At 73.4% G+C, this 11,582-nt stretch carries 11 protein-coding genes and 2 pseudogenes; 2 read left to right on the plus strand and 11 right to left on the minus strand.

Going from position 1 to position 11,582, the window contains the following annotated elements; all coding sequences use genetic code 11:
- Positions 1 to 11: 11 nt before the first annotated feature.
- The 9 genes and pseudogenes from ACQ95T_RS11410 to ACQ95T_RS11450 form a co-directional block, all read right to left on the minus strand.
- The gene (locus ACQ95T_RS11410) at positions 12 to 677 is read right to left on the minus strand and encodes an acVLRF1 family peptidyl-tRNA hydrolase (RefSeq protein WP_431472945.1); all 666 of its coding nucleotides are present in this window, start codon (positions 675 to 677) and stop codon (positions 12 to 14) included.
- 4 nt (positions 678 to 681) lie between these two features.
- Entirely contained in the window at positions 682 to 1,005 is a 324-nt protein-coding gene (locus ACQ95T_RS11415) for a metal-sulfur cluster assembly factor (RefSeq protein ID WP_425943522.1), read from the minus strand.
- A 56-nt stretch (positions 1,006 to 1,061) separates the two neighbouring features.
- A pseudogene (sufU, locus tag ACQ95T_RS11420) lies at positions 1,062 to 1,591 on the minus strand (Fe-S cluster assembly sulfur transfer protein SufU).
- Positions 1,591 to 2,955: an aminotransferase class V-fold PLP-dependent enzyme gene (locus ACQ95T_RS11425; RefSeq protein WP_425943526.1), complete on the minus strand. Its 1,365-nt coding sequence runs from the start codon at positions 2,953 to 2,955 to the stop codon at positions 1,591 to 1,593. The pseudogene sufU and the gene ACQ95T_RS11425 overlap by 1 nt, the downstream one beginning before the upstream one ends.
- 38 nt (positions 2,956 to 2,993) lie before the next feature.
- Positions 2,994 to 3,749: a Fe-S cluster assembly ATPase SufC gene (gene sufC, locus ACQ95T_RS11430; RefSeq protein WP_425943528.1), complete on the minus strand. Its 756-nt coding sequence runs from the start codon at positions 3,747 to 3,749 to the stop codon at positions 2,994 to 2,996.
- Between the two features lie 49 nt (positions 3,750 to 3,798).
- Complete coding sequence (locus ACQ95T_RS11435) at positions 3,799 to 4,137, minus strand: non-heme iron oxygenase ferredoxin subunit (RefSeq protein WP_425943530.1); 339 nt, start codon at positions 4,135 to 4,137, stop codon at positions 3,799 to 3,801.
- A complete protein-coding gene (gene sufD / locus ACQ95T_RS11440) occupies positions 4,134 to 5,345 on the minus strand; it encodes a Fe-S cluster assembly protein SufD (protein WP_431472946.1) in 1,212 nt (403 codons plus the stop codon). The genes ACQ95T_RS11435 and sufD overlap by 4 nt, the downstream gene beginning before the upstream one ends.
- The gene (gene sufB, locus ACQ95T_RS11445; protein WP_425943534.1) at positions 5,345 to 6,766 is read right to left on the minus strand and encodes a Fe-S cluster assembly protein SufB; all 1,422 of its coding nucleotides are present in this window, start codon (positions 6,764 to 6,766) and stop codon (positions 5,345 to 5,347) included. Before sufB ends, sufD begins: the two co-directional genes overlap by 1 nt.
- Positions 6,763 to 7,602, minus strand: a complete 840-nt coding sequence (locus tag ACQ95T_RS11450; protein WP_431472947.1) for a helix-turn-helix transcriptional regulator — start codon at positions 7,600 to 7,602, stop codon at positions 6,763 to 6,765. Before ACQ95T_RS11450 ends, sufB begins: the two co-directional genes overlap by 4 nt.
- Before the next feature lie 100 nt (positions 7,603 to 7,702).
- On the opposite strand from ACQ95T_RS11450, the gene ACQ95T_RS11455 reads away from it, so the two are divergent.
- Positions 7,703 to 8,398 carry an ABC transporter ATP-binding protein gene (locus ACQ95T_RS11455; protein ID WP_425943728.1) on the plus strand — a complete coding sequence of 232 codons (696 nt, stop codon included), beginning with the start codon at positions 7,703 to 7,705 and terminating at the stop codon, positions 8,396 to 8,398.
- The gene (locus tag ACQ95T_RS11460; protein WP_425943538.1) at positions 8,395 to 9,216 is read left to right on the plus strand and encodes an ABC transporter permease; all 822 of its coding nucleotides are present in this window, start codon (positions 8,395 to 8,397) and stop codon (positions 9,214 to 9,216) included. The genes ACQ95T_RS11455 and ACQ95T_RS11460 overlap by 4 nt, the downstream gene beginning before the upstream one ends.
- Before the next feature lie 267 nt (positions 9,217 to 9,483).
- Here ACQ95T_RS11460 and ACQ95T_RS11465 read toward each other — a convergent pair whose 3' ends face one another.
- Positions 9,484 to 10,512 (minus strand): COX15/CtaA family protein, encoded by a 1,029-nt coding sequence (locus ACQ95T_RS11465; RefSeq protein ID WP_425943540.1) that lies wholly within the window; start codon positions 10,510 to 10,512, stop codon positions 9,484 to 9,486.
- Positions 10,513 to 10,581: 69 nt separating this feature from the next.
- A pseudogene (locus tag ACQ95T_RS11470) lies at positions 10,582 to 11,555 on the minus strand (heme o synthase).
- Positions 11,556 to 11,582: the final 27 nt, after the last annotated feature.

The following is an 11,582-nucleotide window of genomic DNA, read 5'->3' on the forward strand; positions in this document are numbered from 1 at the left end:
CCTGCCCCGGGTCAGGCGTTGTGCACCGTCACCCGCACGGCCCGCCCCCGGCGGACGGCCTCCTCCAGGACCGACCGCCGGGGGTCCGGCACGTCCCACAGCTCCCTGCGGGGTATGCCGTGCAGCCGGGTCCGCGGCCCCGTCGCCACCGTGTCGAGCACCTGGGCGGCCAGGGTCCGGTCGCCGCCGAGGACCAGCCCGGCGACGGCACCGGTGCGCCGCTCCCCCTCCTCGAGGACGCGCACGGCGTGGCCGACGACCCCCTCGACGAGGGCGTCGGCCTGGTTGGCCCGGCGGCGGGCGTAGCGCTGCTGCGACCACCCCCCGGCGGCGGTCCGCGACTGCACGTGGCGGGTGCCGGTCTTGGAGGCGGGGAGCGAGGCGTCTGGGGCGGCCAGGCCCACGGCATACCCTCCGCGCCGGACCAGCAGCACGAGCAGGGCCGGGGGGAGCGCCCACTCCTGTGTCGCCCGCTCCCCCGTGGCCGCGCGCCAGGCGGTCAGGCGCGCCCAGGACCCGTCGGCCGCCCGCACCAGCCACGACGACGGGGAGGTCCCCCGCCCGTCGTCGACGGACCAGGTGACCTCCCCGTGGGAGTCGGCGAAGCGGTCGAGCCAGCCGTCCAGGCGCTCGGGCGCGACGTCGACCGTCACGTCCGGGCCGTCCGCCCGGCCCACCGGCTCAGACGTTGAAGCCGAGGGCGCGCAGCTGCTCGCGGCCGTCGTCGGTGATCTTGTCCGGTCCCCACGGCGGCATCCACACCCAGTTGATGCGGTGGCTGGCGACCAGACCCTCGAGGGACTGGGCGATCTGGTCCTCGATGACGTCGGTCAGCGGGCAGGCCGCCGAGGTCAGCGTCATGTCGATGACGACGTGGCTGGCGGCGTCGACGGTCACGCCGTAGACGAGGCCCAGGTCGACGACGTTGATCCCCAGCTCGGGGTCCACGACGTCACGCAGGGCCTCCTCGATGTCCGCCACGTTCGGCGGTGCGGTGGTCTCCATGGGTTCCTCCATCAAAGGGGTCGGTGGTGCTCGGTCCGGCCTCGTGGGCCAGTCTCTCAGGATCTGGGCGTGCTGTCCCGGCCGGCGCCGGTGGCCGTCCGGTCCGACCCGGGCCCGGGGCCCGCGTCGGTGCTGGCGGCCGAGATGTCGGCCCCCGCCCGGGCGAGGGCGTCCAGGTAGGCGGTCCACGACAGCAGCGCGCACTTGACGCGGGCGGGGTAGCGCGCGACCCCGGCGAAGGCGACGGCGTCGCGCCGATCTGCTCGGGGTCGCCCGGGTCGGTGCCCCGGCTGGTCAGCATGTCGTGCAGGTGGCGGTAGGTCGCCAGGGTCTCCACGACCGGCCGGCCGATGGACTCCTCGGCCAGCACCGAGGCCGAGGCCACGGAGATGGAGCAGCCGAGGGCGTCGTAGGAGACGTCCTGCAGCACCGCGTCGCGCCCCTCGCCGACCACGTGCACCCGCAGGCTGATCTCGTCGCCGCAGGTGGGGTTGACGTGGTTGACCTCGACGTCGTAGGGCTCGCGCAGCCCGGCGTGCTGGGGCCGCTTGGCGTGGTCGAGGATCAGCTCGCCGTACAGGTCCATCAGGCCGCTCCCGTCCGGAAGATCGTGGGCACCCGGTCCAGGGCGTCCGTCCAGGCCTCGATCTCCTGCGGCGTGGTGTACAGCGCGAAGCTGGCCCGGGTGGAGGCGGGCACCCGCAGGCGGCGGTGCAGGGGCCAGGCGCAGTGGTGCCCGGTGCGCACGGCCACCCCGGCGTCGTCCAGGACCTGACCCACGTCGTGGGGGTGGACCTCGTCGACGACGAAGGACACGCAGCCCACCCGCTGGCCCGGGTCGCCCGGGCCGAGGACGCGCACCCACGGGCGCTCGGCCAGCGCGGCCAGCGCCCGCTCCATGAGCATCGTGTCGTGGGCGCGCACGCGGTCCAGGCCCCAGCCGGAGAGGTGCTCCAGCGCGGCGGCCAGGCCGACGGCCTGGGCGGCCATCGGCACGCCGGCCTCGAACTTGGCCGGCGGCGGGGCCCAGGTCGAGCCCTCCATCCGCACGACCTCGATCATCGATCCGCCGGTGAGGAAGGGCGGCATCGCCTCCAGCAGCGCGCGGCGGGCCCACAGGACCCCGACGCCGGAGGGCCCCAGGGTCTTGTGGCCGGTGAACACCAGGGCGTCGATCCCCGACCCGGGGGCGGTCAGCGAGGTGATGTCCAGGTGGGGCGCGCTCTGGCAGGCGTCCACGACGACGAGCGCGCCGACCCGCCGGGCGGCGGCGACGACCGGCGAGTCCGGGCCGAGGTCGTTGAGCGTCCCGAGCACGTTGGACACGTGGGTCAGCGCCACCACCCTGGTCCGCTCCCCCACGACCTCGTCCGGGTCGCCCAGGTGACCGTCGTCGGTGACCCCGATCCAGCGCAGGGTCGCGCCGGTGCGCCGGCACAGCTCCTGCCAGGGCACGAGGTTGGCGTGGTGCTCCATCTCGGTGACCACGACCTCGTCGCCGGGGCCCAGGCGCAACCGGTCGGCCCAGGCCTCGTCGACGCCGTCCATCGCGCCGGGCGCGGCCGCGTTGGAGAAGGCGTAGGCCAGCAGGTTCAGGCCCTCGGTGCCGTTCTTGGTGAAGACGATCTCACCGGCGACGGCACCGAGGAAGCGGGCCACCGTCTCCCGGGCGCCCTCGAAGGCCTCGGTGGCCTCCTCAGCCAGCTGGTGGGCACCGCGGTGCACGGCGGCGTTGTGCTGCTCGTAGAACTCGCGCTCGGCGTCCAGCACCACCCGCGGCTTCTGCGACGTCGCCCCGCTGTCGAGGTAGACGAGGGGCCGGCCCCCGCGCACCGTGCGGCCCAGCAGCGGGAACTGCGCGCGCATGCGCGTCAGCTCGGTGCTGCTGAACGGCCGGGGGGTCGCGGAGGCGGGCTCCGCGGTGCCCGGGTGCGTGGTGGGCCGGCCCATCGTCATACCTCCTCGGCGGGGGTGGGGTCCGAGGGTCCTCAGACGCCCGCGGTGAGGAAGCGGTCGTAGCCCTCCTCCTCCAGGCGGTCCGCGAGGTCGCGGCCCCCGGACTCGGCCACGCGGCCGTTGACGAACACGTGCACGTAGTCCGGCTCGATGTAGCGCAGGATGCGGGTGTAGTGGGTGATGAGCATGACGCCCAGGCCGGTGGACTCCTTGACGCGGTTGACGCCCTCGGAGACGACCTTGAGCGCGTCGACGTCCAGACCGGAGTCCGTCTCGTCGAGGATCGCGATCCGAGGCCGCAGCAGCTCCATCTGGAGGATCTCGTGGCGCTTCTTCTCACCGCCGGAGAAGCCCTCGTTGACGTTGCGCTCGGCGAAGGCGGGGTCCATCCGGAGCAGCTCCATGGCGCCCTTCATGTCCTTGACCCAGTGGCGCAGCTTGGGGGCCTCGCCGTCGATCGCGGTCTTGGCGGTGCGCAGGAAGTTGGACACGGTGACGCCCGGCACCTCGACGGGGTACTGCATGGCCAGGAACAGCCCGGCCTGGGCGCGCTCGTCGACGCCCATCGCCAGGACGTCCTCGCCGTCGAGCAGCACCTGGCCGCTGGTGACGGTGTACTTGGGGTGGCCGGCGACGGCGTAGGCCAGGGTGGACTTGCCCGAGCCGTTGGGACCCATGATCGCGTGGGTCTCGCCGGAGCTGATGGTCAGGTCGACGCCGCGCAGGATCTCGGTGGCGTCGTCGTCGGCGACGCTGACGTGCAGGTCGCGGATCTCCAGGGTGGTCATGGTGCTCCTTGGGGAACGAAGAGGGGTATGGGGTGGGTGCGGGAGGAGGTCAGTCGGCGAGGGTGACCCAGACCTGGTCGCCCTCCAGCGTCACGGTGTGCACCGCGATCGGCTGGGTGGCGGGCAGGCTCCTGGGCTCTCCGGTGGTCATGTCGAACTGCGACCCGTGCAGCCAGCACTCGATGAGCTCGCCCTCGACCTCGCCCTCGGCCAACGAGACGTTGGCGTGGGTGCAGGTGTCGTCGAAGGCGTGCACGTGGCCGGCGGAGTCGCGGGCGATGGACACGCGGCGCCCGCCGAGGTCGGCGACGACCGCCCCGACCTCGGGCAGGTCGCCCAGGGCGCAGACGTGCACCGGCTCCGGACCGACGACGGCGGGCTGGCTCATGCCGTGGCCGCCCCGGTGGTGAGGGCCAGCTCCTCGTCGATGGAGGCCATGACGGTCTCGACGACCTCGGGCACGCCGATCTTGGCCACGATGTCGGCGAAGAAGCCGCGCACGACCAGGCGACGGGCCTCGTCGTCCTCGGTGATGCCGCGGGACATCAGGTAGAAGAGCTGCTCGTCGTCGAAGCGACCGGTGGAGCTGGCGTGGCCGGCTCCGGCGATCTCACCGGTCTCGATCTCCAGGTTGGGCACGGAGTCGGCGCGGGCGCCGTCGGTGAGGACCAGGTTGCGGTTGAGCTCGTAGGTCTCGATGCCCTCGGCCTCCTTGCGGATCAGCACGTCGCCGACCCACACGGTGCGGGCGCTCTCGCCCTGCAGCGCGCCCTTGTAGGTGACCAGCGAGGTGCACCGGGGGGCGTTGTGGTCCACGAACGAGCGGTGCTCCAGGTGCTGGCCCGCGTCGGCGAAGTAGACGCCCAGCAGGGTGGCGTCGCCGCCGGGGCCGGCGTAGCGCACGTTGGAGTTGACCCGCACGATGCTGCCGCCGAGGGTGACGACGATGTGCTTGTAGGTCGCGTCCCGCCCGACGAGGGCCTCGTGCTGTCCCAGGTGGAGGGCCTCGTCGTCCCAGCGCTGCAGGCTGACGACGGTCAGGTCGGCACCGTCGCCGAGGACGACCTCGACGTTGCCGGTGTGGTCGCAGCTGCCGCTGTGGTCGAGGATCACCAGGGCCTTGCTGTGCCGCTCGGCCTCGATGACGTAGTGCGCGTTGCTGCGCCGCCCGGCGCCGCGGCCGTGCACCCGGACCCGGACCGGGTCGGGGTGCTCCACGTCGGCCGGGATGCGCAGGTGCAGCGCCTCGGGGGTGTTGGCGCTGGCGACGGCAGCGCCGCGGTCCTCCGGCACGAGGACGGTGCCGCGGGGCGCCTGGCCGGGGGCCAGGGTGCCGGCCACGAACGACTCGGGCGCCTCGACCGTGAACTCAGCCGCGGGTCCGTCACCCTCGTCCGTCGCCGTGTCGGAGAGCACGTTGCCCAGCCGGTCGACCGGGGTGAAGCGCCACTCCTCCTCACGGCCCGTGGGCAGCCCGAAGGCGTCCACGTCGAAGGACCGGGTGCGGGCCGCCCGCGACTGGTCGGGGATGCGGTGGTCCCCGCCCAGCTGGGCGGCGGGGTCCACGTGGGTCTTCTCGTCGATGAGCAGCGACATCAGCCGACGGCTCCTTCCATCTGCAGCTCGATGAGGCGGTTGAGCTCGAGGGCGTACTCCATGGGCAGCTCGCGGGCGATCGGCTCGACGAACCCGCGCACGATCATGGCCATGGCCTCGGTCTCGGACATGCCTCGGGACATGAGGTAGAACATCTGGTCCTCGGACACCTTGGAGACGGTCGCCTCGTGCCCCATCTGCACGTCGTCCTCGCGGACGTCGACGTAGGGGTAGGTGTCGGACCGGGAGATCTGGTCGACCAGCAGGGCGTCGCAGACCACCGAGGAACGGCTGTGGTGGGCCCCCTCGTTGATCTGGACCAGGCCCCGGTAGGAGGACCGGCCACCGCCACGGGCCACCGACTTGCTGACGATGGTCGAGGAGGTGTGCGGCGCGGCGTGCACCATCTTGGAGCCGGCGTCCTGGTGCTGGCCCTCTCCGGCGAAGGCGACGGACAGCGTCTCGCCCCTGGAGTGCTCGCCGAGGAGGTAGACGGCCGGGTACTTCATGGTGACCTTGGAGCCGATGTTGCCGTCGATCCACTCCATCGTCGCGCCCTCGTCGCAGGTCGCGCGCTTGGTGACCAGGTTGTAGACGTTGTTCGACCAGTTCTGGATGGTCGTGTAGCGCACGCGGGCGTTCTTCTTGACGATGATCTCCACGACCGCGCTGTGCAGGCTGTCGGTCTTGTAGATCGGCGCGGTGCAGCCCTCGACGTAGTGCACCGAGGAACCCTCGTCGGCGATGATCAGCGTCCGCTCGAACTGGCCCATGTTCTCGGTGTTGATCCGGAAGTAGGCCTGCAGCGGGATGTCCACCTCCACGCCCTTGGGGACGTAGATGAACGAGCCGCCGGACCAGACCGCGGAGTTCAGCGAGGCGAACTTGTTGTCGCCCACCGGGATGACCGAGCCGAAGTACTCACGGAAGAGCTCCTCGTGCTCGCGCAGCGCGGTGTCGGTGTCCAGGAACAGGACGCCCTTCTCCTCCAGGTCCTCGCGGATCTGGTGGTAGACGACCTCGGACTCGTACTGCGCGGCGACGCCGGCGACGAGCCGCTGCTTCTCGGCCTCGGGGATGCCCAGGCGGTCGTAGGTGTTCTTGATGTCCTCGGGCAGGTCCTCCCAGCTGGTGGCCTGCTTCTCGGTGGAGCGGACGAAGTACTTGATGTTGTCGAAGTCGATGTCCGACAGGTCGGCGCCCCAGTGCGGCATCGGCTTCTTGCCGAAGAGCCGCAGCGCCTTCAGCCGCTGCTCCAGCATCCAGGCCGGCTCGTCCTTCATGCCGGAGATGCCGCGGACGACCTCTTCGGACAGGCCGCGCCGTGCGGTGGCTCCCGCCACGTCGCTGTCGGCCCAGCCGTACTCGTAGGTGCCCAGGTCCTTCAGACCCGGGTTCAGCTCCTCGATGTTGGTGCTCATCGCTCAGACCTCTCGTCGGCGTGGTGGTCGTGGGTCGTGGTGCTCGGTGTCGTGCTGGTGGCGGCCGTGGGTGCTGCGCCGGCGCGGGGTATGACGTAGGGCCGGGCCCGCGCGCGCTCCTGCGGGGTGGGACCCCGGGTGCCGACGGCGCCCGTCGGCACGAACGTGGTGCACACGTGCTCCCCGCCGGCCAGGGTGGCCAGCCGCTGCACGTGCACCCCGAGGATGCGGGAGATCGCCCCGGTCTCGGCCTCGCAGAAGTGCGGGAACTCCGAGGCCACCGACCGCACGGGGCAGTGGCCCTGGCACAGCTGGATGCCGGCCGGCCCGGCACCGGGTCCGACCGGGCGGGCCGAGGCAGCATACCCCTCCTCGGAGAGGGCTGCGGCCAGGGCGGAGGCCCGCGCGTCCAGGTCCTCCGGGTCGGCGTCCGCAGCCTGCAGGTGACGCGCCATCGCGGTGCGCAGGCGACCCTCGAGCTCGACGACCTGCTGGTCGGCGAAGCTCTCGACGGCGCTCTCCCCCACCGTGTCGGCGAGGTAGTGCAGGGCGGCGGTGGCCACGCCGTCGTAGGCGGTGGTGAACTGCTCCTGGCCCTGCGCGGTAAGCACGTAGGCCCGGGCGGGACGACCCCGTCCGCGCGGCGCGCCGCCGGAGGGCACGTGCTCGACGATGACGCCGTCGTGCTCCAGGGCGTCGAGGTGGCGCCGGACGGCGGCGGCGGTCAGTCCGAGCCCCTTGGCCAGGGCGCTCGCCGAGACCGGCCCCTGCTCCCCCACGGCGCGGCGCACGCGGTCCCGGGTCCGGGACTCCGCCTGCACCTCGACCAAATTCACCATGCCATTGTGTCCTATTTCTGCTCCAGGTCCAAGCAGGGCGTCCGGCCACGACCAACTAGAGTTGCCGTCCGTGAGCGCTCCCCCTCCCACCGTGCAGATGGACGCGGTCGTCCGTCGGTTCGGGGCGGTCGAGGCGCTGCGCGGACTGACCTGGTCGGCCCGCGCCGGTGAGGTGACCTGCGTGCTCGGACCCAACGGCGCCGGCAAGACGACCGGGGTCGAGATCGCCGTGGGCCTGCAGCGGCCCGACGGCGGGACGGTGCGCGTCCTGGGCCAGGACCCCTGGGGCGCGGCCGCCGCCCACCGGGCGCGCGTCGGGGTGATGCTCCAGGACGGGGGCCTTCCGCAGTCGGTCCGTCCGGTGGCCCTGCTGGAGCACCTCGCCCGGTTCTGGGAGCGGCCCGCGGACGTTCCCGGGCTTGTCCGCCGGCTGGGCATCGACTCCTTCTCGCGCACGACGGTCCGTCGGCTCTCCGGCGGGCAGCGTCAGCGCGTCGCGCTCGCGGCGGCGCTCGTCGGCCGGCCCGAGGTCGCCTTCCTCGACGAGCCGACCGCGGGCCTGGACCCGCACGCCCGCCGCGAGGTGCACGCCATCATCACCGAGACCGCCGCCGACGGCTGCGCCACGGTCGTGACCACCCACTCCTTCGACGAGGCCGAGCGCCTCGCCGACCGCGTCGTCATCGTGGTCGCCGGGAGGGTGGTCGCCGACGGCACGCTGGCGGAGGTCGCCGGTCCGGAGGGGCTGGAGGCCGCCTACTTCCGGCTCGCCGACAGCGAGGCGGTCCGGTGACCGGGACCGCACCCACCGGGTCGGCCCCTCCGCCCGCCTCCCCGGCGTCGGCCGCCTCGCCGCCGGCCTCCCCGGCCCGCCGGGTGCTGGCGCAGGCCGGGTTCGAGACGCGCGGCCTGCTCAGCCACGGGGAGCAGCTCGTCGTCTCCCTCGTCCTGCCGCTGATGGCGCTCGTGGCCCTGGCACTGGTGCCCTATCCAGACCTGGCCACCGGACCCTGGGCCGGCCGGGAGCGCATCGACGTGCTGACGCCGGGGGTGCTGGCGCTGGCGGTGATGTCCACCGCCTTCACCGGTCAGGCGATCCTGCTCGCGTTCGAACGCCGGTGGGGGGTCCTGCGCCTGCTGGGCACCACCCCGCTGGGCCGCGGCGGGCTGCTCCTCGCCAAGGCCCTGTCCGTGCTCGTCGTCATCGCCGTCCAGCTCATCGTCCTCGGCGGGGTGGCCGCGCTGCTGGGGTGGCGACCCGGCCCGGGCGGTCTGCTGCCCGCCGCCGTGGTCGTCGTCCTGGGCGCCGCGGCCTTCGCGCTGCTGGCCGCCTGCCTGGGCGGGACGCTGCGGGCCGAGGCCGTGCTGGCCCTGGCCAACCTGGTCTGGGTGCTCCTGGCCGCCGGTGGTGGGGTCCTCCTGCCGGTCAGCTCGATGCTGCCGCCGGCCGTCGCCGCGGTCGTCGGGTGGCTGCCGTCCGCGGCCCTGGGCGACGGGCTGCGGGCGGCCCTCGTCGAGGGCCGGCTGGCCGTCGTCCCCGCCCTGGTGCTGCTCGCCTGGGCGCTGGTCGCCGGCCTCGTGGCCCGCCGCGCCCTGCGCTGGTCCGACTGAGCCCGGTCCGAGCGGACGGACCGAGCCCGGTCCGAGCGCCCCCGGCGTGTCGCGCACCGTGCCGTCAGCGTTGCGGCGTGTCGCGCGCTCTGACCCCGTTCCTGCAGCACGCGACACGCCGCAGCGGCAGTCGAACGGGCCGCAGACGGACGGCACCCACGGGCCACAGAGGGACGGCACCCACGAGGCCGCAGACGGACGGCCCGCACGAGGTCGAGGACGGTCGACCCCCACCCGCCGTCCGGACGAGACGGTCGCGGTCTGCCCTCAGACGGCCGTGGTCGCCCCGGTCCGGGCGTCGTCGCCGACCCCGTCGCCCGCGGGGGCCGAGACCGCATACGCCCGGTCGAGCACCGTGCCGACGACCGCGACGAGCACCGCCGCACCGACCAGGTGCAGGGCCACCGCGGCGACGGGGAGGCCGGTGAAGAACTGGTAGTAGCCGATCAGCCCCTGGACGATCAGCACGGCACCGAGGAGCGCGAACGACCGCCGCACCGGGGAGGGCCAGCCCTGCCGGGCGGCCAGGACCAGGCCCAGGACGGTGACCGCCAGCAGCAGGTAGGCCGGCACGCTGTGGAAGCGCGTGACGACGTAGGCGTCGAAGGTGTGCCGGGCCACCTGCCCGGAGTCCCCGGCGTGCGGGCCGGTGCCGGTGACCAGCGTCCCGACGTAGACGACGACGAACGCGAGGACGGCGACGGCCACCGCGGTGCCGCGCAGCCGGCCGGCCGACCGCCCGTGGACCTGTCCGGCGCGCTGCTCGAGGGCCACCTGCGGCAGGGACGCCCGCCGGGCCCGCCCCACCAGCACCGCGGCGACCGCGATCATCACCGCCGAGAGCATGAAGTGGATGCCGACGACCCACGGGTTCAGCCCGGTCCGCACGGTGATCCCCCCGACGACGGCCTGGACGACGATCCCGGCGGCGAGCGCCACGGCCAGGGACAGCATCCCCGGGTGGGTCCGCCGCGAGCGCCACACGGCCAGGAAGGTGAGGACGGCGATCGCCACGAGCAGGAAGGTCAGCAGCCGGTTGCCGAACTCGATCGCCCCGTGCAGCCCCATCTCCCGCGTGGAGGTCCAGGAGTCGTCGGTGCAGCGGGGCCAGGTGGGGCAGCCCAGCCCGGATCCGGTGAGGCGCACGAGCCCTCCGGTGAGCACCAGGAGCGCGTTGGCCAGGAGGGAGGCCCACGCGGTGGCACGCAGCCACCCGTCCGGCCGTGCGGGCAGCAGCCGGCCCAGCACGGACGTGAACCGGGTCGTGGTGGGGGTGGTCGAGGTCGGGGCGGTCATCGGGTCACGCTTCCAGGGGAGTTCCGACGGGGGCACCCGGGTCGCCGGGGCACGGAGGAAGGTCGGGGGTCACAGCGCCAGCGGGAGGTGGATCAGCGGGTCGACGGCGACCCCCAGGAAGAGCAGCGTCAGGTAGCTGATCGAGTAGTGGAACAGCCGCATCGCCCCCAGCGCCGGACCCGCGACCCCCCGGCGGGCGCGGCCCAGCAGCCGGTGCGACTCGACGACGAAGAGGGCGCCGGAGACGACGGCGCGACCACCGTGTAGATCCAGCCCATGGGGGCGACCGGGACCAGCACCAGCGAGGTGAGCACGGTCACCCAGGCGTAGGCCACGATCCGCCGCCCCACGGCCACGTCCTCGGCGACCACCGGCAGCATCGGCACCCCGGCCGCCGCGTAGTCCTCGCGGAAGCGCATCGACAGGGGCCAGTAGTGCGGCGGCGTCCAGAAGAAGACGACGAGGAAGAGGATGACGGCCTCCCACGAGACCGACCCGGTGACGGCCGACCAGCCGATGAGGACCGGCACGCACCCGGCGACACCTCCCCAGACGATGTTCTGGCTGGTCCGCCGCTTGAGGATCATCGTGTAGAAGACGACGTAGAGCGCGATCGCGGCCAGGCCGAGCCACGCGGAGACCCAGTTGACGAGCAGGCCGAGCCAGAGCACCGACGCCACGCCCAGGACCGCGCCGTAGACCAGGGCGGCCCGCGGGCTGACGGTGCCGGTGACCAGCGGCCGGGCCGAGGTGCGGTTCATCTGCGCGTCGATGTCCCGGTCGAGGTAGCAGTTGAGCACGTTGGCCGACGCGGCCGCCAGGGTGCCGCCGACCAGGGTGGCCACGATGAGCCACACCGGCGGGACCCCCCGCTGGGCCAGGAACATCACCGGGAAGGTGGTCACGAGCAGCAGCTCGATGATCCGGGGCTTGGTGAGCGCCACGTAGTCGCGGAGCACGTCCCGCCAGGTGCGTCCTCGGGAGGCTCCGACGGTGACGTCGGCGGGTCCGTCGGGCGCGGGGCGCGGGTCGAGCGTGGTCACGGTGTCCTTCGGGTGGCAGGCGTCGTC

Origin of the sequence: Ornithinimicrobium carbonis, assembly GCF_050703245.1 — a bacterium.
Classification (GTDB): domain Bacteria; phylum Actinomycetota; class Actinomycetes; order Actinomycetales; family Dermatophilaceae; genus Ornithinicoccus.

Bases quoted from the DNA above. Each gene is read 5' to 3' on its own strand.
- ACQ95T_RS11415 (WP_425943522.1), bottom strand. From the start codon at position 1,005: ATGGAGACCACCGCACCGCCGAACGTGGCGGACATCGAGGAGGCCCTG.
- ACQ95T_RS11425 (WP_425943526.1), bottom strand. From the start codon at position 2,955: ATGGGCCGGCCCACCACGCACCCGGGCACCGCGGAGCCCGCCTCCGCG.
- sufC (WP_425943528.1), bottom strand. From the start codon at position 3,749: ATGACCACCCTGGAGATCCGCGACCTGCACGTCAGCGTCGCCGACGAC.
- ACQ95T_RS11435 (WP_425943530.1), bottom strand. From the start codon at position 4,137: ATGAGCCAGCCCGCCGTCGTCGGTCCGGAGCCGGTGCACGTCTGCGCC.
- sufD (WP_431472946.1), bottom strand. From the start codon at position 5,345: ATGTCGCTGCTCATCGACGAGAAGACCCACGTGGACCCCGCCGCCCAG.
- sufB (WP_425943534.1), bottom strand. From the start codon at position 6,766: ATGAGCACCAACATCGAGGAGCTGAACCCGGGTCTGAAGGACCTGGGC.
- ACQ95T_RS11455 (WP_425943728.1), top strand. From the start codon at position 7,703: ATGGACGCGGTCGTCCGTCGGTTCGGGGCGGTCGAGGCGCTGCGCGGA.
- ACQ95T_RS11465 (WP_425943540.1), bottom strand. From the start codon at position 10,512: ATGACCGCCCCGACCTCGACCACCCCCACCACGACCCGGTTCACGTCC.